This is a genomic window from Chroococcidiopsis thermalis PCC 7203, assembly GCF_000317125.1.
GTDB lineage: Bacteria > Cyanobacteriota > Cyanobacteriia > Cyanobacteriales > Chroococcidiopsidaceae > Chroococcidiopsis > Chroococcidiopsis thermalis.
Genome location: NC_019695.1, coordinates 2115120 through 2137912, shown reverse-complemented (window position 1 = coordinate 2137912; position 22793 = coordinate 2115120). Strand labels below are relative to the sequence as shown.

22 protein-coding genes are annotated in these 22793 nt (G+C 44.8%); 15 read left to right on the top strand and 7 right to left on the bottom strand.

What is annotated here, in order from left to right:
* Window positions 1-390: 390 nt before the first annotated feature.
* Window positions 391-1647: a glycoside hydrolase family 10-like protein gene (locus CHRO_RS09430; RefSeq protein WP_015153971.1), complete on the bottom strand. Its 1257-nt coding sequence runs from the start codon at window positions 1645-1647 to the stop codon at window positions 391-393.
* A 94-nt stretch (window positions 1648-1741) separates the two neighbouring features.
* Here CHRO_RS09430 and CHRO_RS09425 point away from each other — a divergent pair, with 94 nt between their 5' ends.
* The 3 genes from CHRO_RS09425 (at window position 1742) to CHRO_RS09415 (ending at window position 3842) form a co-directional block, all read left to right on the top strand.
* The gene (locus CHRO_RS09425; protein ID WP_015153970.1) at window positions 1742-2686 is read left to right on the top strand and encodes a tetratricopeptide repeat protein; all 945 of its coding nucleotides are present in this window, start codon (window positions 1742-1744) and stop codon (window positions 2684-2686) included.
* A 246-nt stretch (window positions 2687-2932) separates the two neighbouring features.
* Entirely contained in the window at window positions 2933-3319 is a 387-nt protein-coding gene (gloA2, locus tag CHRO_RS09420) for an SMU1112c/YaeR family gloxylase I-like metalloprotein (RefSeq protein ID WP_015153969.1), read from the top strand.
* 145 nt (window positions 3320-3464) lie between these two features.
* A complete protein-coding gene (locus CHRO_RS09415; RefSeq protein WP_181824301.1) occupies window positions 3465-3842 on the top strand; it encodes a hypothetical protein in 378 nt (125 codons plus the stop codon).
* Window positions 3843-3946: 104 nt separating this feature from the next.
* Here CHRO_RS09415 and CHRO_RS09410 read toward each other — a convergent pair whose 3' ends face one another.
* Complete coding sequence (locus tag CHRO_RS09410; RefSeq protein WP_015153967.1) at window positions 3947-4378, bottom strand: VOC family protein; 432 nt, start codon at window positions 4376-4378, stop codon at window positions 3947-3949.
* 60 nt (window positions 4379-4438) lie between these two features.
* Here CHRO_RS09410 and CHRO_RS09405 point away from each other — a divergent pair, with 60 nt between their 5' ends.
* Window positions 4439-5242 (top strand): TIGR00297 family protein, encoded by an 804-nt coding sequence (locus tag CHRO_RS09405; RefSeq protein WP_041462418.1) that lies wholly within the window; start codon window positions 4439-4441, stop codon window positions 5240-5242.
* Here the strand turns inward: CHRO_RS09405 and CHRO_RS09400 are convergent.
* The gene (locus CHRO_RS09400; RefSeq protein WP_015153965.1) at window positions 5239-7068 is read right to left on the bottom strand and encodes an FAD-dependent oxidoreductase; all 1830 of its coding nucleotides are present in this window, start codon (window positions 7066-7068) and stop codon (window positions 5239-5241) included. The two genes, CHRO_RS09405 and CHRO_RS09400, sit on opposite strands and share 4 nt — an antisense overlap.
* A 71-nt stretch (window positions 7069-7139) precedes the next feature.
* On the bottom strand, window positions 7140-9173 hold the full coding sequence (locus CHRO_RS09395; RefSeq protein ID WP_015153964.1) for a serine/threonine-protein kinase: 2034 nt from the start codon (window positions 9171-9173) through the stop codon (window positions 7140-7142).
* 80 nt (window positions 9174-9253) lie between these two features.
* Between CHRO_RS09395 and CHRO_RS31915 the strand changes: the two genes are divergently transcribed.
* The 3 genes from CHRO_RS31915 to CHRO_RS09385 all read left to right on the top strand — a co-directional run bounded on the left by CHRO_RS31915 (window position 9254) and on the right by CHRO_RS09385 (window position 11137).
* Complete coding sequence (locus CHRO_RS31915) at window positions 9254-9415, top strand: hypothetical protein (RefSeq protein ID WP_181824300.1); 162 nt, start codon at window positions 9254-9256, stop codon at window positions 9413-9415.
* Window positions 9416-9527: 112 nt separating this feature from the next.
* Complete coding sequence (locus CHRO_RS09390; RefSeq protein WP_015153963.1) at window positions 9528-10577, top strand: zinc-dependent dehydrogenase; 1050 nt, start codon at window positions 9528-9530, stop codon at window positions 10575-10577.
* A gap of 188 nt (window positions 10578-10765) precedes the next feature.
* Window positions 10766-11137 (top strand): Na-translocating system protein MpsC family protein, encoded by a 372-nt coding sequence (locus CHRO_RS09385; protein WP_015153962.1) that lies wholly within the window; start codon window positions 10766-10768, stop codon window positions 11135-11137.
* A gap of 77 nt (window positions 11138-11214) precedes the next feature.
* Here the strand turns inward: CHRO_RS09385 and CHRO_RS09380 are convergent, their stop codons facing one another.
* On the bottom strand, window positions 11215-11649 hold the full coding sequence (locus CHRO_RS09380; RefSeq protein WP_015153961.1) for a response regulator: 435 nt from the start codon (window positions 11647-11649) through the stop codon (window positions 11215-11217).
* Window positions 11650-12297: 648 nt separating this feature from the next.
* Here CHRO_RS09380 and CHRO_RS09375 point away from each other — a divergent pair.
* Window positions 12298-12732, top strand: a complete 435-nt coding sequence (locus CHRO_RS09375; protein WP_015153960.1) for a Na-translocating system protein MpsC family protein — start codon at window positions 12298-12300, stop codon at window positions 12730-12732.
* Here CHRO_RS09375 and CHRO_RS09370 read toward each other — a convergent pair.
* A complete protein-coding gene (locus tag CHRO_RS09370) occupies window positions 12686-13078 on the bottom strand; it encodes a response regulator (RefSeq protein WP_233222841.1) in 393 nt (130 codons plus the stop codon). The two genes, CHRO_RS09375 and CHRO_RS09370, sit on opposite strands and share 47 nt — an antisense overlap.
* Window positions 13079-13853: 775 nt before the next feature.
* Between CHRO_RS09370 and CHRO_RS09365 the strand changes: the two genes are divergently transcribed.
* The 4 genes from CHRO_RS09365 to CHRO_RS09350 all read left to right on the top strand — a co-directional run bounded on the left by CHRO_RS09365 (window position 13854) and on the right by CHRO_RS09350 (window position 19506).
* Window positions 13854-15221, top strand: coding sequence for an NAD-dependent succinate-semialdehyde dehydrogenase (locus CHRO_RS09365; RefSeq protein WP_015153958.1), 1368 nt, complete (start codon window positions 13854-13856; stop codon window positions 15219-15221).
* 142 nt (window positions 15222-15363) lie between these two features.
* Window positions 15364-17007, top strand: coding sequence for an acetolactate synthase large subunit (locus tag CHRO_RS09360; protein WP_015153957.1), 1644 nt, complete (start codon window positions 15364-15366; stop codon window positions 17005-17007).
* Between the two features lie 465 nt (window positions 17008-17472).
* The gene (locus CHRO_RS09355) at window positions 17473-18660 is read left to right on the top strand and encodes an acetamidase/formamidase family protein (protein ID WP_015153956.1); all 1188 of its coding nucleotides are present in this window, start codon (window positions 17473-17475) and stop codon (window positions 18658-18660) included.
* 147 nt (window positions 18661-18807) lie between these two features.
* A complete protein-coding gene (locus tag CHRO_RS09350; RefSeq protein WP_015153955.1) occupies window positions 18808-19506 on the top strand; it encodes a cation diffusion facilitator family transporter in 699 nt (232 codons plus the stop codon).
* A 21-nt stretch (window positions 19507-19527) separates the two neighbouring features.
* On the opposite strand, the gene CHRO_RS09345 is transcribed toward CHRO_RS09350, so the two are convergent.
* On the bottom strand, window positions 19528-19794 hold the full coding sequence (locus tag CHRO_RS09345; RefSeq protein ID WP_015153954.1) for a DUF1816 domain-containing protein: 267 nt from the start codon (window positions 19792-19794) through the stop codon (window positions 19528-19530).
* A gap of 389 nt (window positions 19795-20183) precedes the next feature.
* Here CHRO_RS09345 and xth point away from each other — a divergent pair, with 389 nt between their 5' ends.
* From xth to CHRO_RS09330, 3 genes are all read left to right on the top strand, one after another.
* On the top strand, window positions 20184-20987 hold the full coding sequence (gene xth, locus CHRO_RS09340; protein ID WP_015153953.1) for an exodeoxyribonuclease III: 804 nt from the start codon (window positions 20184-20186) through the stop codon (window positions 20985-20987).
* A gap of 4 nt (window positions 20988-20991) precedes the next feature.
* Complete coding sequence (locus CHRO_RS09335) at window positions 20992-21591, top strand: hypothetical protein (protein WP_015153952.1); 600 nt, start codon at window positions 20992-20994, stop codon at window positions 21589-21591.
* Between the two features lie 127 nt (window positions 21592-21718).
* Window positions 21719-22549 (top strand): energy transducer TonB, encoded by an 831-nt coding sequence (locus CHRO_RS09330; RefSeq protein ID WP_015153951.1) that lies wholly within the window; start codon window positions 21719-21721, stop codon window positions 22547-22549.
* The last annotated feature ends 244 nt before the right edge of the window (window positions 22550-22793 follow it).

Here is a 22793-nt window from a genome sequence, read left to right as displayed (position 1 = left end):
TTTCAGCTTCTAGGCAAACTTTATATTTAATTCAATCTAATAAATTGCTCTATCTCTATAGCAAATATTTCACTAATATGGCATTAGTGAAACTACTGAGCGATATATAGCAATTCCAATTCTAATGCATTACATTTGTAGGGGCGCACAGCTGTGCGCCCCTACAGATCTGTGTACCTCATGTGACTGAAAACTGCTATAAAAAGTCAAGGAATTACGTGTTTAAAGTTAGAAATATCGATCCCCCCTACCCCCCTTAAAAAGGGGGGAATAGATAGCTCCTTTTTAAGTTATTTGAAGAACACAACTTTTTCAATGGGGAATAAATGCCTCTTTTTAAAGGGGTTGGGGGATCGCAATTGTGTATCGGCTAAAATAATAGAAACTACTTTACAAAGCATTTCTAGCGAGTTTTTCTGGTTGCCATCCCACTAAAGTATTTGGTCTATTTACAGGAAGGGAAAATATTTTTTGAAATCCCAACTGACGTTTTTTTGGAGATTCTTTGGCTAAATTCCATAAAGTTTCATAGAAAAAGAAAGAAACTCCTGCAAAGTTATGTCTGCGAGCAACTTGAACTTGATTTTGAATTTGCCCCCACGGAACGTATTTACCTTTTAAACCTGATAAAATTCCAATTCCTACTGGAATGTGTTTTTGTGCTGCTTGCACTTCTGGGTATTGTAATTCGCTTAGAAATACTTTGAGATCGTTGCGATAGACTTGTAAAACTAATTCTTCAACCAATCCCTGTCTGTCCCAATCTGCCCAATCTGCAAGAAAAAGGTCGTAGGAAACTCTTTGAGGATTGGGCGCAATTGAAATTATGCAATTCGGTTTCTGTTGCTTGACTGCTTGAAATACCTGTTTCAAAAAAGTCGTAATCTTATCAGCACGCCAGCGCAGCCATTCGGAATCTTGGGAATCGATAGGTGGCTTTTTTCCCTGATGTTCTTGTTGATATAAATTCACGGTAAATGGATCGTAGCCAAATTCTGAAGGTAAACCGAAATGATCGTCAAATTGAATTCCGTCTATATCGTATTTCGTCACAACTTCTAAAATTAAACTTTGAATAAACTGCTGTACTTCAGGATGAAAAGGATTGAGCCAGACTCGTTTGTGTTTACCTTCTAACCAAATTTCCTGATTATTTCGCCTACGAGTTAGCCACTGAGGATGGCGTTTTGCCAACTGGGAATCAGCAGGAGCCATAAACCCAAATTCAAACCAGGGAATGACTCCCATGCGTTGTCGATCGCCCTGAAAAGCATTTTGTTGATGTCCTTGCTGGATAATTTCTTGTAAGATATCTCGTCCTTGTAATCCAGGCGTGGGATCGAGCGATCGCCCGATGGTGTTTGCAGCAACTGAGCTAGGATACAACGTGTATCCCCAGTTCCAAATCGTCGGATAGATAGTATTAAAATTTAATCGATGTAAGGTTTGGATTGCTTGACTGAGGCGATCGCGTTTAAATAACACGTCACTATCAATATTCGTCAGCCATACTCCCCTAATTTCGGCAGAGTTTGAATTGGGTTTGGGAGGAGTTGGCGAGGCTATGAGAGTTACAGAAGAGAAGCATAGGATCGCCGCTAGGCTGAACAGGGCGATCGCTAGGGGAGCAAAAAATTTCCGGCGCATCTTGATTAAGTGAACCTACTGACGGCAAATTCTACAGTATGGGGAAAGCTATCTGTCAGAACTCTTAAAGGAATTTTGCTGATTCTATTGGTTTATGCAAGTTATAGTTCTGCTAGCCTTACTCCTGGGGATACTTGTAGCAACATTCGTATTTGGCATTGTGACGAAAAATTTTCTGCTATCCCTCGTTGCATTTCCATCGATCTATTTCTATATAGCGGCTGTACTAAAAGAATGGCGATATATTCCTTTACGAGAGCGCAGCTTTTATCTATGTAAATTAAAACGCTATCAAGAAGCGATCGCGGCTTGCGATCGCTTTCTCGGACGTTTGCCAGGATACGGTTTTACTTGGTTTAACCGAGGTTTATTATTATTTGAGTTAAAACGCTATCGAGAGGCGATCGCGAGTTACGATAAAGCTTTAGATTGTGCTAGAGATTACTACAAAGGATTTCCCTATCGAGTCTGGTATCATCGAGGTTTGGCATTACATCACTTAGGGCGTTATAAACAAGCGATCGCCAATTACGACGAATCGCTCAAATATACAAAAACATATCATCGCAATTTACGCTATCAGGTTTGGTATCATCGAGGTCTGGCGTTGCAAGAATTGGGATTGTACAGAGAAGCAATTTTTAGCTACGACCGAGCAATGCAGTATATGCACCGATACAATCGGGGTTGGCAACAAAACGGAGCAAATGAGGTAGAGATTGCCGAGCCGCAAGACTTCTGGTATTCTCTGGATAATTTATGGTGTGACTGTTTGGATCGGTTACAGTCCGTCCGCCTACGCTACGAAAAGGCGATCGCCAGCCATAATCCAGGTTCTAAATACAAGCCTGACTTCGGCGATGCTTTCTACAATCGTGCTTGCTGTTTTGCAGCCGCAGGAGATACCGATTTGGCTTTGGCAAATTTACAACAAGCGATCTATCTCAATCCAAGAGAGTATAGAGAAAAAGCAATGGCTGATGCGGGATGGGATGAGTTGCGGCGCGATCGACAGTTTCAAAGATTGGTTGTTGGTTGATCTCATAGCAATTCTCGATTGTGTGGATGACATTTGTAGGGGCGCTTTCTCTGTGCGCCCCTACCAGACGTGTATTGCATCCAATTGAAAACCGCGATCGAATCTGTACAGGGGCGACTGTAAGTCGCGACTACACAGGCAAAACCCGCCTGCGAGGGTTAAGAATAAGGTTAATAGTTATATATTTGATAACTTAGTATATGGGCGCATGGTTGTGCGCCTTTACAGTTATCTCCTTGCCGATCTATGCACGTTACAGGTGTCCATCACGTTGCAATTATTTGTTCTGACTACGAGCGATCGAAGAAATTCTATACAGAAATTTTAGGATTTTCGATTATTGAAGAAACATTTAGGGCGGCGAGAAATTCTTATAAATTAGATTTAAGAGTCAGCGATACAGTTCAAATTGAATTATTTTCTTTTCCCACGCCGCCGTCAAGACCGAGTAAACCGGAAGCTTGTGGATTGAGGCATTTAGCTTTTGCTGTTGAGGATCTCGATCGCGCTGTCATTGAGCTAACTGCTCAGAGAGTGCAGGTAGAAGATATTAGAATAGACGAAATTACCGGTAAACGTTTTACTTTTTTTCAAGACCCAGATAATTTACCACTAGAACTGTATGAAAATTAATATGTTTGTTCCTCTGAAAGAAGATCTAACGAATATGGGACGAATAAAATTGGCGGCTACACAAACGAAGTCCGCACATGCGGACTATAGGACAATTGATTGTTTTAAATTTTGTCTATCAACAAGGAGTTTTTTAACTCTGGTTTTGACTTGTAGTTTATTTTTGTGTTTTAGCGTTAATTTTATTTCTAGTGCTGTAGCTGCACCGAGTCAGATTGCTGAAAATGTAGACGCGAACAGTCAAAGCGATCGCGTGCCTCCTAAAGTTGTTAAAGCTGTCATTGCCGATCTGACTAAGCTGCAAAATCTTCCTCCAGAGAAACTAAAAGTGACTAAATACAGTCGCGAAAGTTGGTCTGATGGTTGTTTGGGACTAGCTCAACCGGAAGAAATTTGCTCGCAGGCGATCGTTGAAGGTTGGCGGGTTGTGGTGTCGGACGGTAGCCAAAAATGGATTTATCGTACTGATAATAGCGGGAGAAATGTGCGATTAGAAGCACCGCAGTCAAAAGTCAAAAGTTAAAAGTTAAAAGTCAAAATTTTAAAATTGTTGTCAGGGAGCAGTTCATAGTGCAAAATTTAGTTAGCTTTCAGTTGAAAGAACTTGTTTGTGAATGAGTATAAGTTTTAAACTAAATCTCCGATGGGAGCGCTGTGGTAACTACCAAAAATAGCTTCCAAGTTACGATAATATTTAACTTCTATTAGATTATAAAATGGATCTTCTAGGAAAAACGTGTAGTGTTCTAGGGGAGAGTCAACAAAGCGCTGTTTGGGTGTTTCTCTAAATTTAAGTTGCTGTTGTTGCGATCGCTCTAATAAATTTTCCCATTCCAATTTAGAGGAAAAAATTAAACCAAAGTGTCTGGGATAGACACCACGCTGTGGAGCCAGAGGTTCTTTAGTCATATGAGCTACTAGCTGATGCCCGTAAAGATTTAAAATCAAAGCATGGGGAGTTTCACGACCGGGAATGCAACCCAAACCATCGATATAGAAGGCTTTTGTCGGGGCAATGTCGGTGATGGGAAAGGCAAGATGAAAAATGGTTTGATTCATATACAACCCGCAATTTTTTAAGATTCTGGCAAAATTCAGATGACTAATAACTTATCCTTGATGCTTTCAAGCTCATCGTTCCTCAATTCCGTACTAGTTGCTGTCGGGGTGCATACAGTTTTATTAGGTATAGCCTGGATTGCTCCCAAAAAATTGCTAACTCCGGCTGGGCTATTGCACGCTTTGTTCTTGGGTGTTCTCTTGTACTTGAGTGTAGGTTGGCAGGGTGAATTAGTTGTCGTGTTCTATTTTCTCGTTGGTTCTGCTGTGACATACATCGGTATGGCACAAAAGGAAGCAGAAGGAATTGCAGAAAAACGTTCTGGTGCGAGGGGACCAGAAAATGTCTGGAGTTCAGCTCTGACGGGGGCGCTGTGTGCAGTAGGAATCGCGATAAATTCGTTAAGCTTCGCTAACGCGACTACCTTTGTGGCTCATTCGAGTCCGATTGTGTCTCTACTGTTATTAGGTTTTGTCGCAAGTTTCAGCACCAAACTTTCCGATACCTGTGCCACTGAAGTTGGAAAAGCTTACGGTCAGAGGACATTTTTAATTACGACTCTACAACCCGTGGCAAGAGGAACGGAAGGGGCTGTCAGCTTAGAGGGGACGTTGGCTGGTGTAACGGGTTCGGTAGCGATCGCCACGCTAGCTTGGCGACTCGGTTTAATCGATTTACGAGGCATACTCTGGTGTGTCATCGCTGCCTTTATTGCCACTAATATTGAAAGCTTAATTGGCGCAACGGTAGAAGGTAAAGTTAGTTGGCTGACTCATGATGTGGTCAATTTTTTGAATACGTTAATTGGGGCGATCGCAGCGATATTGCTCGCTTTAATTTGGCAATTGTTAGTTAATGGTTAATGGTTGACTGTCGGCTCAATTTCTTCTACCAACAACCATCTACCTGCATGGTTTAACCGCCCGTAAACCGAGATCGGTTGGTTATCTGGATAGATTTGTAGTTTTTCATCAATGGGCGATCGCAAAGTTACCAGCGTCCAATCGTGTCCCTGTAATTCTTCAGGTGTGGATATAGTCAATGTATAGTCTTGCACGTCCCGACGATGAAAAGTGCCAGAGTAATGGGTAATGGGTAATAGGTCATTGGTAGTTGCTCCCTTGTCCCCCTGTCCTTTCTTACCCCAATGATTCCCGCTAGCAGGATACTCCTCTGGGCGATCGAGGTAGTAGCGTTGCCATTCTAACCAGTCAGGAGATGCGGGTGATGAGTTGAATAAAGGCACGATCGCCGCTGGACAGCGCGGCTCTTGTAATAGAGCTTCTTGTACGTCTCTTACGGGTAATTCTCGCGGCTGACAACCCCTAGAAATACACATGGCTGCTGCCATTCCAGCAGCCTGTCCGAGATTCATCACCACTGGCTGCAAGCGCGTCGCACCATTGGCAATGTGAGAGACAGAAATATTCTGTTCACACGCTAAGAAGCCGTCGATCGCTGCCGGAATTAGACAATGATAGGGTATGGTAAAAGGCGTTCCCGTCCAGCGCCCTCCCCAGCGAATGGATTTCGATCGTAGGGGAAAATCGAAACCCGGGTAGTGGTGGTCGTTGGCATAGTTACCAATTGCGATCGCGTTGACTTTATCTGTACTAGCGACTGGTAAAGCAGCGACTCGACCTTCAGCTAAGGGTAAAATATCCTGTTCCCGCACCGTAGCCATGCCAACAACGCGCCGACTCTCGCGGTAGTAAGGGTGAAGAGCGTATGCACCACTGTGGTGTAGGGGCGCACGACTGTACGCCCCTACACGATTGCCATAGGAAGGAAATACACCTTCAGCCAAACCATATCGCCTTCCAAGTTGGGTTTGAATATAGTGTAAGAAGCCCTGCGTATGCCACAAACTTTCTTGCAGAAACTCAGATCTAGCCGTGGTGGAGGTAACTAGCCGGTCTAAACCTTCGCCGTAGTCGTTGCCGCAGATGGGCCAATTGAGCATGAATAAATTGCCTGGTAAACGCCCGTAGTCAAGAAATTGTTCGGCTCCGTAACTTTCCCAGGCTCCAGCAAATATTTCTGGATTGTATGACGGTGGTGGGAGAATAACGGGAGCGATCGCGTCCCCAAAATCTTGCATGAGTCCTACCCAAGTGGGCGCTTGAACTGGGTATTTTGTCGTTAGCTCGTTTGGAGCAATTGGGGCGCTGGGTTCTCCCCATTGCGATCGCCATTCCCAACCCCAACGGTACGGAATCTCGGCTAAAGCCAATAAATCCCCTAACTCCGTAGCATCAATGGTAATTTCGGCAGTAACTGTAAACTCTGCAAATTCTACCCCAAAAATGCGATCGCCTTGGCGTAAAACGGCTTGCGGTACTTGTCCCACCAGCCAATTCAAGTTAGGCAATTCTTGTACCCATCGAGCAAAAATCTGCGCTCCTATACGCGGGTCGAAGCTAAAAAAGCTCACCCAGCTATGGTCTAATCCTTCCGGCTGGCATTGCTGCAATTCCCGCAAAAATGCTCCCCACAAGCCTGTTTGCCATGCTTCTAATTCGTTACCATCAGGAACCGATACCCCAGCTGATGTCAGCATACCTCCTAACCAAGGAAATTCACTGACCAGCATTGTTTTTGCACCAGATCGCGCTGCTTGGATTGCCGCAGCCGTACCGCCAGTACCACCGCCAACGACTAGGACATCGGTATGAAATTGAGAATTCATTCAGTCATTAGGGAGTAGGGAGCAGGGAGTAGGGAAGAACTTATGATTTGCCAATGACCAATGACAACTTGCTATTCCCAAATTTTGATTGTCCGATCTTTGCTGCTGCTAACTAAGGTTTGACCTCTGGGGCTAGGCACGATCGCTAATACCCAGTCGGTGTGAGCTAGGAGATCGTGTAGGAGTTGTCCCGATTGCGGCTGCCAAATTTTGATCGTGCGATCGAGGCTTGCACTCATTAGGGTATTACCATCATGACCGTAAGCAATCGCAACAGTTCTATGCTCGTGTTCTGCCAGCGTTTGTAGTTGCTCTCCAGTTCGCCAGTTCCAAATCTTCACGGTTTTATCCCAACTCGTGCTAGCCAGATGTTGTCCGTCGGGGCTAAAGGTAATTGCCCTGACTGCATCAGTATGCCCTGTCAGCGTGCGTAGTAGTCTTCCTGTAGCTAAATCCCATAACTTAATCGTGCGATCGATGCTGCCAGTAGCAAAAGTTTGCCCATTAGGACTTACAGCCAAGGAAAACACCCGGCGATCGTGTGCTGGAAGCGTGCGATGCAGTTGTCCGTTCTGGGCGTTCCACAGCTTGACGGTTCCATCTTCTCCCGCACTAAAAAGCGTTTGTCCGTCTTGACTGATGGCAACAGTCCATACAGGTCCCCCATGTCCGAGCAGCCTTCCCAAGGGTCTGCCTGTTGTGATATTCCACAGCCGTACCGTTTTTTCGCCGCCACCGCTCACCAAAATTTGTCCATCTTGACTCAGAGCGATCGCCCGTACTGTATCTGTATGTCCGGTAAGCGTGCGCTGTAATTCTCTAGTTTGTAGATCCCATACCTTAATCGTTTTATCTGCACTACCACTGACCAACGTACGTCCATCTTGGCTGACAGCGATCGCCCATACTGAATCTGTGTGTCCGGTTAAAGTTTGAGTCAACGTATAGCGATCGGAAAGCCGATTCGAGGCGATCGCGGCAAATTGTGCTTTAGGTGGCGCGATCGGTGGCACAGCCTTCGATCCTGGTCGAAGAGCGTAATACAAGCCTAGAATTAATCCCAGCGCCGAAGTAATGCCAATTGCCATCCCCAACCATAGCGCTATCTGTTGCTGCCCTCCAGTTGATGTTCTTCTCGACTTCGTTCCCGATCCATTCACCGCCGATGCATGATGACTACTAGAATTTGGAGCAGTTGAGGCAGAATTTGGGGCAGAACTTCTTGAGATAGGTGTTGGTTGTGACAGTGCTGCTGTTGGTAGGAGTGGTTGGAGATCCGCTAGGACTTCAGTTGCTGATTGGTAGCGCTCGGTGAAATGGTAGCGTACCATTTGATTCAAAATCGATCCCAAAGCTAGAGTGACATTTGTGAGATGTTGCCAAATGACTTCCCCACTGTCGGCATCTTCTAGGAGCATTGTTGGTTGCATTCCAGTCAACGCTTGGATCGCAATCATCCCCAAGGCATAAATGTCGCTATTCGGGCGAGGACGACCTCGGCTTTGTTCGCTGGGCATATAGCCCGGTGTGCCGATCGCCATTGTCGCTGGAATTCCCATAGCAAAGTTGGCATTGGTTTGTCCTGCGGCAGTGACAACTTGCGTCCATGCCTGCTTGACCGACCCAAAATCGATCAGTACCAACTTGCCGTCGCTGTCACGCTGAATTAAGTTACTGGGTTTAATATCGCGGTGAATTAGCCCGTGGGCGTGAATCACTTCTAGAATAGTAAGGACTTCCTGTAAAAAATCGATGACTTGGGTTTCACTCCAGCGTACTCCTGGAGCCAAAACTCGATTCAGTGGCTGTCCGTGAATGTATTCTAATACCAGATAAAATTGTTGATCTAGCTCGAAATAGTTTAACAATTGCGGTACTTGGGAATAAGTACTCAATTTTTCTAGCGCTGCGACTTCACGAGTAAATACACGCCGTAGAGAAGACAGGGAGCTAGTGCGACCGGATGGTCCAGGCAAGAGATGTTTGACAATACATGCTTGCGGTGAGGGGGTAACGAGATCTTGTGCCAGATAGGTCTGACAGTAATCGCTACTACTAAGGATTTGGACGATCTGGTATTGCCCTTTGATAATTTCACCTAGCATTGTGGCAGTTACAAAAGCAGTGGCAATGATTGGGCGTTTTTAGTGTTAGTTAATCATAGCGATAGCTGGCGGTTCTGGCGATGAATCTCTCTGTCGATCGCCGTAACATAACCAAATCTCATCACGGTTCCAAAATGATTCTAGCTTGTGATAAGAAGTCGGGAGTTGGGAGTCGCTGGGGGACAAGGGAGACAAGGGAGACAAGGGAGACAAGGGGGACAAGGGAGACAAGGAAGCAGTGACCAGTGACCTGTTACCAGTTAACAATCCACTACACCCCACACCCCACACCCCTTCTTCACTGATAACTGATAACTGCTACATTCTAAAGTACTGGATTAATGACTACAAGCTATGAAAGCCCAGGTATTTCGCGGTGTGGATCGATTGAGTTATGAGGAATTACCCGTACCAGTTATTGAAGCGGATGAAGTCTTGGTGCAAGTGCGGGTTGTTGGCTTATGCCAATCAGATATCAAAAAGATTCGCTATCCTCTCTACGAACCACCGCGCATTTTTGGGCATGAAACGGCTGGAGTTGTCGCCGCAATTGGAAACCAAGTTAGCGATTGGCAAGTAGGACAGCGAGTCGTGGTGATGCACCACATTCCCTGTATGCGTTGTCGCTATTGCCTGAATGACAATTTTTCCATGTGTGAGGTTTATAAAAATATCTCTACAACGGCTGGTTTTGTGCCTAGTGGGGGTGGATTTGCTGAATATGTGAAAGTACCCGGTCACATTGTCCGCAATGGTGGCTTGATTCCGATTCCCGATCGCGTTAGCTTTGAGCAAGCTAGTTTTGTCGAGCCAACGAATTGCTGTCTCAAAGCAGTCAAAAAGGCACAAATTGCCCCAGGACAAACGGTATTAGTGACTGGTGCGGGTCCCATCGGACTGATGTTCGTGATGTTAGTTAAATACTTCGGTGCAAGGGCGATCGCTACCGATTTATTACCATCGCGGCTCGAAAAAGCTTTACAATTAGGAGCCGATGCTGCTTTTGATGCGCGCGATCGCGACTTAAGCACTAAAATTCAAGCTTTAACAGACGGTTTGGGAGTCGATACGACTCTACTTGCCGTCCCTAGTGAAAAGGCGTTTGCTCAAGCTCTCGATGGCACGCGCAAGGGTGGTAAGATTCTGTTTTTTGCCGAATTTCCCGACGAGGTTGAAATTTCCCTCAATCCTAATCTTATCTATCGCCGCGAAATCGATTTAATTGGCAGTTATAGTTCTTCTTATCGCCTGCAAAGTCTTGCTGTCGATCTTGTTTTCAATCGCTGCATTGACGTTGATGCCTTAATCAGCGATCGCTATCCCCTACAACAACTCTCAGCAGCCGTAGAGCAAGCTGTCAACCCTACGCCCGATACCTATAAGATTCTCATCTATCCCCAGTAGTATAGAGCTGAGGGTGCTTATGATGCTGAGGGAGTTGAGGGGGAGAATACCAACCAACTACCAACTACCAACTACCAATTACCCACACTCTACTTACGACTTACGACTTCTATTTTGCGCCTTTTATCTTTATCATCTATCTATTAGCAGATGTTTGGCGCTAAGTTTGATTCAGCTAAATTTTTAACATGGACTCATCTTTTCCGACCCGGGGACAATTAGAACGCACTCTATCGCAACGCATTCAAGCGCTGTATCGCGCTCAGTTAGAGCATCGACCAAGCCAAGTTTTTTGTCAAATGTTTGATGAAAAAATTGCGATTATTCTGGAAGATGTAGTAACTCAGCCGGAACAACTGCTAGTAGAAAGCGGGAAAGAGGAATTAGGCGAAAAAGTTAGAGAAGAATTAGATCAAGCACTTCAACCCCAACTAAAAGACCTAATTGAGGAAATTGTGGGTGTAGAAGTATTGGATATTCTGAGTAATACCAAAATAGAGACGGGTCGGACTGCAACAGTTGCTATCTTAGCTAGCCCGCCGTCTGTACGCAATTCTTAGTTTAGTTGTAGATCGATGGTAGAGCGTTCTTGGCTGCGATTGTCAACCATTAACTATCAACTATCAACTATCAACCATTAGCTATCAAGTTTTCCAATTCCACCAAAGGCATACTTCCGAATTACCGTTTCTAATTGGACAATATCATAAGGTTTGATCGCGCATTCTACGCAGCCTGCGGTAATGAAACTTTCTTTATCTTCAGTTCTTGCCATTGCTGTCACCGCAATAATTGGAATTGCCTGAGTTTGCGGGTCTTGTTTGAGAGTTCGCGTCACATCTATACCGCTAATATCTGGCAGCATCATGTCTAACAAAATTAAGCTGGGACGATAGCTTTTTGCCTTGAGAATGGCACTCTTTCCATCAACCGCAGTGATATAGTCGCAATCGGCGATCGCTAAAATTTGGGCGAGTAACTGCAAGTTATCATCGTTATCATCTACAGCTAAAACAAGCGGCTGAAAAGAATCTGCCTCTAGAGAGAAACTAAAACGAGTTTGCATGTCCATAATACGTTTGGAGCTAGTCGTAGAAGTAAGAAAATTTTTGTTGCACGACATGACAACAAAGATGGTTGCTTCTACGACGAGGCATTCCTCCTAGCGGCGATCGCAACCGGCGCTGGTGATGAATTGGCTCGTACTAGCCGCTGTAGGTTGCTCGTCTTCGTACTCAGTACGAATGTAAGTAGCAAGCTAGCAACAGCAAGCAACAACATTGAATTTTACTGCAATTTGTAATTTTTGCTACGCATACCAAAAATTACGCCAATAGACAATCTCATGCTGGTTGAGAGCTACAAATTGTCATAAATGAAAATATATCATTAAATTTCTCAATTTTGGCAAGAAATAGCAAGATTTGGACGGCGATCGCGTATCATAGCTAACTAAGGTTAAAGTGTAGCCATATACAGCCTTAAATTTCGCGTCCTGGCAATCTTTTAACAGTTATCAGTTGACAGTTTATCAGTGAAGAAAGAGTATAGGGTGTAATGAGCGGCAAGTAATTTAATTGTGATTTGTGACTGGTAACTTACCTTGCGCCCTGCTCCCTGCTCCCTTATAAAGATCTACATCTCAAGGCTGATTAATGCGATCGCTTATACTGATAAATTTTAGGAAAATTTACTTATTCGTTTTTGCTGCTGGCACGATATGGAAGAATCTTTATCTCCCACGTTAGAGCAGCTACAACAAGAGTTAGTACAGCAAGTTATAGAACTTTACCGTACTCACCTCGGATACAAGCTGCCCCAAGTTTCTTGTCATATTGTCGATCGAACAGTCACAATATTGGCAGATGATTCTATTACCCGATTAGAACAGTTTTTAGGAGAAAATCAACAGATAGATCTTGCTTCACAAGTTAGAACTAACTTGCTCAAATTCTTAGAACCGCACCTGCAATCTTTAATTGAACAGACGATTGGCGTACCTGTAGTGGACGTAATTTGCAACAGTACATTTGAAACTGGTCGTACTAGCATTGTTGCTCTTTTGGATAGCGCTCCCAACATCTCAGGTTTAGACACTACAAGGCGAGTCAAACAAAGGCTAAAGTCGGATTCAAACCCAGATAGCGACAAATAACAGCTTCTAAATCGTCTAGCATATAAGGCTTACTAATATAAGCACTACAGCCTGCTGCGAGTAAACTTTCTCGATCTTCGGCTCGTGCTAATGCTGTTACTGCAATGACGGTGATGTTTTGCGTCTGCGGGTTTTGCTTGAGCATCCGGGTAATTTCCGTACCGCAGATGTCCGGTAATAATATGTCCAGCAAGATGAGGTCGGGGCGCTGCTGTTGGGCAATGCTAATCGTGGAGCGCCCATCTTTTGCGGTGATGATATGACAATTTAGAGGGTAAAGAACTTCAGTCAGCAGCTCTAAATTATCTTCATCATCATCTACAGCCAAAATCAGGGGTTGATGCATTTTTGACAGGTAATTATTCTGAGCTAGGAGTTCCAAAACCATCCTCCGGTGTGGAAAGTTGCCAAGTTACAAACAAAATTTATCTCTAGAGGATAAAAGGCACTCCCCAAGCGGCGATCCGGCGCTTGCAATGGACTGGCTCTCAACTACATTTTTGCTAGATGTTATTTTGAATTTAAGGCTTAACTCTTTTAAGCAAAAAGGTTTTAAGCAAAAAGGACAGAATTAAATCAACAGAAGTTATGATGACTGATGCAATTCTAGCTCAATTCAACCTGAAAGATAAATTTCTCATGAACTTAGTTGAATAATTTTGTAGCAATAGTTACATCTGTGAACATTAGCGAACATTTGTAGAGTCCAGTAGCTAAGCTAAATTAGTACGAGCCTCCACAAAAAAACGCTCAAATTTAAGCTTTTTTTTAGAATAGACAATTATTCAAGATCTGGCAAGGTTTGCAGCTACCAATAACCTAGCCATATTATTTCACTATCAAAAAGTTGTAGTTATTTATACATTTATTTGAACGCTTGCGGCGGTAAAGAGGTAATTTTCTAGCAAAAATAGGAATGTGGAGGGGACAAGGGGGATAAGAGAGCTGAGGGAGCTGAGGGAGACAAGGAGGACAAGGGAGACAAGGGAGAAATTTAATCCAAAATCTAAAATCCAAAATTAAATTCACACCCCACACCCTACACCCCATTCTTCACTGGTCACTGGTCACTGATAACTGATAACTATTTACCCTTACCCCTCATTTTGGAGGTTTGAGTTATGGCGATCGCAACGATTAATCCGGCAACTGGGGAAACAATTGAAACTTTTACAGCGCTAAGCGAGGCAGAAATAGCCACGAAATTAGAGTTGGCACAACAGGCTTTTGAGCAATATCGACGAGTGCCGATGCAGCAAAAATCTCAGTGGATGAATGCCGCAGCCAAGATTTTGGAACGCGACAAAGAAAAATTTGGCAAATTGATGACCCTGGAAATGGGTAAGACTGTAAAAAGCGCGATCGCCGAAGTCGAAAAGTGCGCTTTGGTCTGTCGTTACTATGCCGAACGCGCAGCTGAATTTTTAGCAGACGTATCGGTAGGAACAGATGCCAGCCACAGTTTCGTCCGCTATCAACCACTAGGAATTATCCTCGCGGTGATGCCGTGGAATTTTCCCTTTTGGCAAGTCTTTCGCTTCGCCGCACCAGCTTTGATGGCAGGTAATGTCGGTCTGCTCAAACACGCTTCTAACGTACCGCAATGCGCTTTAGCAATTGAAGAGATCTTTGAAGAGGCAGGATTTCCTACAGGAGTCTTCCAAACTTTACTAGTAGGGTCGCAACAGGTAGCGGCAATTATCGCCGACCCACGAGTCAAAGCTGCCACTTTAACAGGTAGCGAACCAGCGGGAGCGAGTTTAGCAGCAGCGGCGGGCAAACAAATTAAGAAAACAGTGTTGGAATTGGGGGGAAGCGATCCATTTATTGTCATGCCGAGTGCCGACATCGAAGCAGCTGCTAGCACGGCTGTCACTGCCAGAATGTTATGTAACGGTCAATCGTGTATTGCAGCAAAAAGATTTATCGTTACCGAGGCGATCGCCGAGCAATTTGAAAAACTTTTGGTAGCAAAATTTGCGGCGCTCAAAGTTGGCGATCCAATGTTACCTGATACAGATGTCGGTCCCCTAGCTACGCCAAGTATGCTAGAAGATATAGACCACCAAGTACAGGAGTGCGTCAAGGTGGGGGCAAAAGTTTTAATTGGAGGTCAACCGCCAGCCGAACGAGCGGGAAACTTCTACCTGCCGACGATTGTGAGTCAAATTCCAGTGGATGCAGCGATCGCCCAAGAAGAATTTTTTGGTCCGGTAGCTCTCCTATTTCGAGTTGCAGATCTAGACGCAGCGATTCAACTTGCCAATGCTACCCCGTTCGGCTTGGGAGCGAGTATTTGGACGCAAGACGCAACAGAAAGAGACAGAGCGATCGCGGAAATTGAAGCAGGATCGGTGTTTGTTAACGGTATGGTCAAATCAGACCCCAGGCTACCTTTTGGTGGCATTAAGCACTCTGGATACGGCAGGGAACTGAGCATTCAGGGTATACATGAGTTCGTGAATGTTAAAACTGTGTGGATAAAGTAAGAGGGGTTAGGAGCGAGGAGTGAGGGGTTAGGGATAAGAGGCAAGAGGTAAGAAGCATTAGTTAGTTTTGACTTTTAACTTTTAACTTTTGACTTTTCCCGACTCCCGACTCCCGACTCCCCACAAACAAGGAGAAAGGTAGATGAATACGGCAGAACTGTTAGTGCAATGTTTGGAAAATGAAGGCGTGGAATACGTGTTTGGTTTACCAGGGGAAGAGAACCTGCACGTTTTGGAGGCGTTGAAGAAATCTTCCATTCAATTCATTACCACCCGTCACGAACAGGGTGCAGCGTTCATGGCGGATGTTTACGGACGCTTGACAGGGAAAGCTGGAGTATGCCTCTCTACCTTGGGTCCAGGGGCAACTAATTTGATGACAGGGGTAGCGGATGCAAATTTAGATGGTGCGCCACTGGTGGCGATTACCGGACAGGTGGGGACGGATCGGATGCATATCGAATCTCACCAATACTTAGATTTGGTGGCTATGTTTGCCCCCGTAACGAAGTGGAGCGCCCAGATCGTTCGCCCCAGCATTACACCAGAGCTGGTTCGCAGGGCATTCAAGCGATCGCAAAGTGAAAAACCTGGTGCAGTGCATATTGACGTACCAGAGAACATCGCGGCGATGCCAGCGGCAGGTACACCTCTGAGTATAACTGGCTTAGAAAAAACTTATGCTTCATTTCACAGTATTAACGAGGCAGCTGAGGCAATTTCTAAAGCTCACAATCCCTTAATTTTAGTCGGCAATGGCGCAATTCGGGCAAATGCTAGCGAAGCGGTTACGGAATTTGCTACGCGCTTGAATATCCCTGTTATCAACACTTTTATGGGTAAAGGCGTAATTCCTTACACCCATCCTTTAGCTTTGTGGGCAGTAGGATTGCAACTGCGAGATTTTATTAATTGCGCTTTTGACAATACAGATTTAGTTATTTCTATTGGTTATGACTTGATCGAATATTCGCCCAAACGCTGGAACCCAGCAGGTGAGATCCCCATCGTCCATGTCGGAGCAAATCCAGCCGAAATTGATAGTAGCTATATTCCATTGGCGGAAGTCGTAGGGGATATTTCTGATTCCTTGAATGAAATTTTGCAACGTGCCGATCGCAGTGGCAAGCCGAATCCTTACGCTTTGGAACTGCAAGCAGATATTCGAGCTGATTACGAACACTATGCTAACGATCCTGGCTATCCGATCAAGCCGCAAAAATTAATTTACGACCTGCGGCAGGTGTTAGGACCAGAAGATATTTTAATTTCTGATGTTGGGGCGCATAAGATGTGGATTGCCCGCAATTATCATTGCGATCGCCCCAATACTTGTTTAATCTCTAATGGTTTTGCGGCGATGGGAATTGCAATTCCAGGGGCGATCGCGGCTAAGCTAGTTTATCCCGATCGCAAAGTGATTGCCGCTACTGGTGACGGTGGTTTCATGATGAATTGTCAGGAGTTGGAAACAGCCTTGCGTGTCGGACACCCATTTGTCACCTTAATTTTTAATGATGGCGGCTACGGCTTAATTGAATGGAAGCAGCACAATCAATTCGGTGAATCAACCTACGTCCACTTTGGCAATCCAGATTTTGTCAAATTAGCTGAAAGTATGGGACTAAAAGGCTACCGTGTAGAATCGGCAACTGATTTGATCCCCATGCTCAAGGCTGCTTTGGCTGATGATGTCCCAGCCGTGATCGATTGTCCTGTAGACTACCGTGAAAACCTACGCTTGACACAAAAATCTGGGGATCTTAGCTGCAAGCTGTGGGAGTAGTCAGAAGTCAGAAGTCAAGATGGTAGTTGGTAATGGGTAGTTGGTAATGGGTAATTGGTAGTGGTGAGTGATGAATGGGGTGTGGGGTGTGGGGTGTAGGGTGTGGGGTGTAGGGTGTGGGGTGTAGGGTGTGGGGAATTAATTGTGAATTGCTCCCTTGTCCCCCTTGTCTCCCTTATCCCCCTCAGCTCTCTTCCCCCAGCTCCCAGCTCGTCCCTGCTCCCTGCTCCCTCAATTAGATTTTTTGTGGGATGGACAAGATGTCCATCCCTTTTATTTTGAAATGTCGAACTTGGCTATATGTATCTTTTATCACAAATAATTGAACGTACTTTCAATCAAAATATGAACCGAGCTAAAAGTTACAGGCTTAGCGTCAGCTAGTCGATGAATCGATCTGCCTAATTTGATTGAATCAGTTTGCCTAAATCAGCGTGAATTTATAAGTGTGATTGTGAGGAGCAAGTGAACAAGCAAAAAATATTTGCGATCGCCAATTCCCAGCTAGCGATCGGTATTTGGAGATGGAATAAATCTGGGCAGCTGGCGATCGCAATAGGTTTAGGGTTAATACTATTGGTTGGTACGATTTCAATCTCAGTTCCCGTCATCGCCGCCGGACGGACGCAAAAAATTCTTTCAACTCCCGCAAACGTGATTTGGGGAGAATTATTTAAACCGGATAGCAAGCCCATCGCCCGCGTCAAATCGGGCGATCGCGTGGTTATGGAGACAATATCTCACGAAGGTATCCTCCCAGATCAAGGAGACACCGTTCGGTTTTTCGCCCAGGGTGGCATTCCCAAAAATCCTAAAAGTACGATTTCTCGACAGCAGATCCTCTTAGACCAGCTACAAACTAAAGCCAAAGTGAAAAAGACTGGTCCCGGTCCTCACGTTATTACTGGACCAGTTTACATAGAGGGCGCAGTACCAGGCGATGTTTTGGAGATTAAGACTCTAGACATCAATTACAGATCGCCTTATGGTGCAATTTCCAATCGTCACGGCAAAGGAGCATTACCTGGCGAGTATCCTGAAAATAACGCTCCCATCTACTCCAAAGTTATCGCCATAGATGCCAGGCGGGAAGTGGGCATTTTTCAACCTGCCAACAACCTACCACCAATTGAGATCCCGTTGAAACCTTTTATCGGATTGATGGGAGTCGTGCCTGCTAACCCAGCCGATGCAGCGAATTCCGTACCACCTGGGAACTATGGTGGTAATTTGGACATCAAACTTCTAGGACGTGGTTCGAGCTTGTATTTACCCGTACAAGTTCCTGGCGCACTATTTTATGCTGGCGATCCCCATTGCGCTCAAGCAAATGGCGAAGTTGCTTTGACGGCGATCGAGTGTTCCTTAACTCCCACGTTTGAATTTGTCTTGCACAAAGATATGAAGTTAGCAACTCCAATGGGGGAAACAAAGGATGCTTGGATTGCTGTTGGATTGGACAAAGATCTGGATGAAGCCATGAAAAAATCTGTCAGAGAATACTTGCAAATTGCCAATGAGAAGTATGGCATGACAAAACAAGATGCCTTGATGCTAGGTAGTGCGGCAATTGATTTTGATGTTTCTCAGGTAGTAGATATTGTGAAAGGAATTCACGGAACGATCCCCAAGCAGTTGTTTCCTACTAAGTAATTCAGCCAGAAATCCAGCCAAAGTCAATTCGTAGGGACTTACATCTGTCTGTCCCTACAGCTCATCTACATAGAATTACTAATTACAAAATACGAATTACAAATTACAATTCACAAGTTATACGCAACTTATATTTGCCAAGACTCTATGCTGAATTCTCATTCTCATCACGGTCATTCTCATCATGGTATCCACGGCTGCACTTGTCATACACTAAGCAACTACGATCGCAAAATTAAATTATTATGGACGGCACTGATCGCGATCGCCAGTTTTGCCGCACTTGAGTTTGGGGTGGGCTATTGGAGTCATAGTTTAGCTTTACAAGCTGAATCCGGTCATTTGCTCTCAGATAGCTTTGCTTTGGCTTTGTCTCTGCTAGCAGCTTGGTTCGTACAGCGACAAGCAGCTAGAGGAGAAAATTTTGCCCATATGCGGATCGAAGCTATCGCCGCTGTACTCAATGGTTTGGGACTGGTAGCGATCGCAGTTTGGATTGCAATTGAATCTGTCTCTCGCCTCCAGTCTCCACCGACAGAGATCCTCAGTTTACCCATGTTGGTGACTGCTGGGGTAGGTTTGGGAGTCAATGGGTTTAATGTCTTTTTACTGCACGACAGCAGCCATCACGATCTCAACGTCCGAGGTGCTTTTCTACATATTTTGGCAGATTTAATTAGTTCGATCGGCGTAATTGTAGCAGCGATCGCAATCTGGCTCATGCATTGGTTATGGGTAGATGGCGCAGTTGGCTTATTTGTATCTAGTTTGATATTTGTTAGTGCCATTCCTTTGATTATTCAAAGTCTCAATTCAATTCGTAACAAAGTGAGTCTTGAGCAGTGATAGCGATTGACTCCCAACTATCTAATCAGCCTGCATTTCCTCTTCGGCGCAAATGGTTAACTCCGTGGGTTGGCAGCGCTTGATAACAATTGTAATTCCTTGCGCTCCCTCACTATCAAGGTCTTCAACGTAACCAGGATAAGCTGCTTTTGCTTCATCGTGCGTTGAAAAAGGTCCAAAATAGTAAGTGCAGCGTGGCTTTGTCGTGATAATTTCTACCCACCAATCAGTTTCCTGCACCACCCTAAACCCAGCGAATGCTTGTTTGATTCGATCTAGTAATCTCATATTAAATATACTGTAGCTACTTCAATTATGTATGGTTTCTATCGGAAGAAGGAAAAAATTCTCAAAATTTTTTAATTACTAAATCAACTGCGATCGACAATACCAAAAAATATGGTTGCTCTACTAGATAACAACAGATTGTTTTCATCTTATCAATGCAAAACAGAATTTTCGATCGTTCTAAATTGTAGCGTTAAAACTTAAATAAACAACGATTAATATAATCCATAATTTGCAACTTGTTAATGTACGATCTGCAATGGAGCGATCGTGGGTAATTAAGTAGTGAGTGGCTAGTGGCTGGTGGCTAGACTATTTGCTAGTCATCAGCCACTCGTGACTAGTCACTCTCTTGTGATAACTGATAACTGATAACTGATAACTGATAAATGAAGATTGCCACTTGGAATGTGAACTCGGTTCGTACCCGCCTAGAGCAGGTGATTGATTGGTTAAGACAAACTCCAGTAGATGTACTGTGTTTACAAGAAACCAAAGTCGTAGATGCAGATTTTCCGCGATCGCCCTTCGAGCATCTAGGTTATTATGTATACGCTTCTGGGCAAAAGTCCTATAACGGCGTTGCTATCCTCAGTCAACAGCCGTTACAAGACGTAAGTACTGGGTTTGCACCACTGTTAGTAGAGAGCGGTATTGTAGAAGCTGAGTTACTCGCAGCTTTAGACGAACAGAAGCGAGTAATTGCAGGTACGCTCGATCGCGTCCGCATCGTCAATCTTTACGTCCCTAATGGTGCGGCAGTAGGCAGCGAGAAATATGAATACAAATTAGGCTGGTTAAAAGTACTGCGAGAATATCTGCGATCGCAGTTGCTCGTTTCTCCGGTGATGTGTGTTTGCGGTGATTTTAATATTGCTCCCGACGAGCGAGATCTGCACGATCCAGACAAGCTGACAGGTCAAATTATGGCATCAGAACTAGAACGTCAAGCCTTGCAGGAGATTTTAGCACTAGGGTTTGCCGATGCCTTTCGCAAATTTATCACAGAAGGCGGACACTATAGCTGGTGGGACTATCGCACCGCAGCATTCCGCCGCAATTTAGGTTGGCGGATCGATCATCTATACTTATCGCCACAATTGTACCAGCAGGCGATCGCTTGTTGGATCGATCCCGCACCGCGAAAGCTACCCAAGCCTAGCGACCATACACCAGTTGTTGTGGAATTTTAGCAATATGAGATTTTTGTTATTTTTTAGATTTCTCCTAACCAAAAGTGTACCGAAACCCTCCTTAAAAAGGGGAGTTGGGGGGATCTTAATCGCGATCGCTCTGAGTTTACCAGCAATTGCCCAACAACCACCCGCAGCCGACATCCGCGACGCATGGAAGCCAGTTTACAAACAACTACCTAATCTTCCACTAGAAAATAAGTACGTTAGTAGAGAGTCAGGAAAAGTCAATCCAGATAGCACTCTTGTCAACCGCTTAATTGAGTATCACGTTTATGTCAAAGGTCGAGCGCCCAACTACCGTCTAGATTGGAAATTAACCCTAGCAGATTATTTAGGGGCAAACGAACTCATTCAAGACACTACGTATCCAGGTGCAAAAATTTTACGCCAAAATCCCTTAGAAGGCGATCGCGCTGCGATTAACCGCCTCAACCGCCAACAGCGAGATGCTTTAGTACAAACTCTAGTGAATGTCTTTACTCCCGAAACCTCCACATCTCCCACCACCGAACCTCCTACCAACAACCAACAACCAACCAACAACCAACAACCACCAACCTTTTCTCAGCCAAAACCAGGAGACGCAGACTTATTGAAATGAATTGGTAATGGGTAATTGGTAGTTGGTGGTTAGTCACTAATAACTGATAACTGATTCCCTCTTGACATGGGGAACGTAACATCATAGTCTAGCAAGAGTTAATGAAAATTGTTGGCAACTATTTTCTATGGGTTCTGATAATGTTGCTATCCAGCAGCGAGAGAAAGAAGCGCGATCGCTGAAGACTCTTTTAGCTTGTAGCTTAGTTGGTTCTGTAGCTTTGCACGTTGGTCTGCTATACGCAGGTATTGATAAATTATGGCAAAGGAATTTCACCCAGCCGCCGAAACCCATTGAAGTTGTTATCGTCAATCCTCCTAAAAAACCGGAGGTCAAGAAGCCAGAACCCAAACCAGAACCACCAAAACCAAAACCACAGCCACGGCGGGTACAACAGCCCAGAGTCAGACAGCCTCAACGAGTCGTACGTCAGACACCTCCTCCAAAAGTTGTTAGGGCTACACCCAAGCCCGTACCGCGCGCTGTTGCACCGAAGCCTGCGCCTCCTCCACCTCCGGTAGCCACACCTAATCCTCAGTTAAGAAGCCAGCTATCGAATCTCAGGAACGAGAGGGCAACGCAGGAAAAAGTATTAACTGGTAGAGGTAATCCTCAAGCACCCGCTGTAGCTCCTAGAACTCCTGTAGCAGCAGGACCCCGAACTGTCAGACAACCGCGCAGCGAAACGGGTGATTCCGAAGGTTCCAACACTCTAACTTGTCGCCGTTGTCCTGAACCCAGGTATCCAGCCAGTGCTAGAAGGCGGGGAGTAGAGGGGGTTCCCAAAGTTGCTTTCTATGTAGATTCGGATGGGAATGTGAGCAACGCGCAGTTAGTGCAGTCTAGCGGTGATGCAGACCTAGATGCAGCGGCACTTAGGCAGGTAACTCGTTGGAAATATAACGATCTCAAAAGGGGAAGACGTGTCGTGCTAAGAGTGCGTTTCGTCCTCAACTAAGATTGGAGCCGCTCTTGTATTTAAACTCGATCGCATATGCGATCGAGTTTAAACTTTCAAATTTCCCAATTTTGAAATTTTGTATAAAAAAAGACTTGTTTTCATAGCAGTTGTGAAATACTTAAAATTTAATGCTATTAGTTTGCATTAATAATGATAAAATTTCCTAGTAGAAGGTAGATTTATAACTCAGTAATTCAGCATATAGCTTGCGCTTGAGCTGTATTAAATCGCTGTGGCTTTG

Coding starts and splice junctions, on each gene's coding strand:
- gloA2 (WP_015153969.1), top strand. CDS start 2,933: ATGCACGTTACAGGTGTCCATCACGTTGCAATTATTTGTTCTGACTAC.
- CHRO_RS09365 (WP_015153958.1), top strand. CDS start 13,854: ATGGCGATCGCAACGATTAATCCGGCAACTGGGGAAACAATTGAAACT.
- CHRO_RS09375 (WP_015153960.1), top strand. CDS start 12,298: ATGGAAGAATCTTTATCTCCCACGTTAGAGCAGCTACAACAAGAGTTA.
- CHRO_RS09390 (WP_015153963.1), top strand. CDS start 9,528: ATGAAAGCCCAGGTATTTCGCGGTGTGGATCGATTGAGTTATGAGGAA.
- CHRO_RS09430 (WP_015153971.1), bottom strand. CDS start 1,647: ATGCGCCGGAAATTTTTTGCTCCCCTAGCGATCGCCCTGTTCAGCCTA.
- CHRO_RS09380 (WP_015153961.1), bottom strand. CDS start 11,649: ATGGACATGCAAACTCGTTTTAGTTTCTCTCTAGAGGCAGATTCTTTT.
- CHRO_RS09335 (WP_015153952.1), top strand. CDS start 20,992: ATGAGATTTTTGTTATTTTTTAGATTTCTCCTAACCAAAAGTGTACCG.
- CHRO_RS09425 (WP_015153970.1), top strand. CDS start 1,742: ATGCAAGTTATAGTTCTGCTAGCCTTACTCCTGGGGATACTTGTAGCA.
- CHRO_RS09410 (WP_015153967.1), bottom strand. CDS start 4,378: ATGAATCAAACCATTTTTCATCTTGCCTTTCCCATCACCGACATTGCC.
- CHRO_RS09350 (WP_015153955.1), top strand. CDS start 18,808: ATGCTGAATTCTCATTCTCATCACGGTCATTCTCATCATGGTATCCAC.
- CHRO_RS09330 (WP_015153951.1), top strand. CDS start 21,719: ATGGGTTCTGATAATGTTGCTATCCAGCAGCGAGAGAAAGAAGCGCGA.
- xth (WP_015153953.1), top strand. CDS start 20,184: ATGAAGATTGCCACTTGGAATGTGAACTCGGTTCGTACCCGCCTAGAG.
- CHRO_RS09360 (WP_015153957.1), top strand. CDS start 15,364: ATGAATACGGCAGAACTGTTAGTGCAATGTTTGGAAAATGAAGGCGTG.
- CHRO_RS09400 (WP_015153965.1), bottom strand. CDS start 7,068: ATGAATTCTCAATTTCATACCGATGTCCTAGTCGTTGGCGGTGGTACT.
- CHRO_RS09345 (WP_015153954.1), bottom strand. CDS start 19,794: ATGAGATTACTAGATCGAATCAAACAAGCATTCGCTGGGTTTAGGGTG.
- CHRO_RS09395 (WP_015153964.1), bottom strand. CDS start 9,173: ATGCTAGGTGAAATTATCAAAGGGCAATACCAGATCGTCCAAATCCTT.
- CHRO_RS09405 (WP_041462418.1), top strand. CDS start 4,439: ATGCTTTCAAGCTCATCGTTCCTCAATTCCGTACTAGTTGCTGTCGGG.
- CHRO_RS09385 (WP_015153962.1), top strand. CDS start 10,766: ATGGACTCATCTTTTCCGACCCGGGGACAATTAGAACGCACTCTATCG.
- CHRO_RS31915 (WP_181824300.1), top strand. CDS start 9,254: ATGAATCTCTCTGTCGATCGCCGTAACATAACCAAATCTCATCACGGT.
- CHRO_RS09370 (WP_233222841.1), bottom strand. CDS start 13,078: ATGCATCAACCCCTGATTTTGGCTGTAGATGATGATGAAGATAATTTA.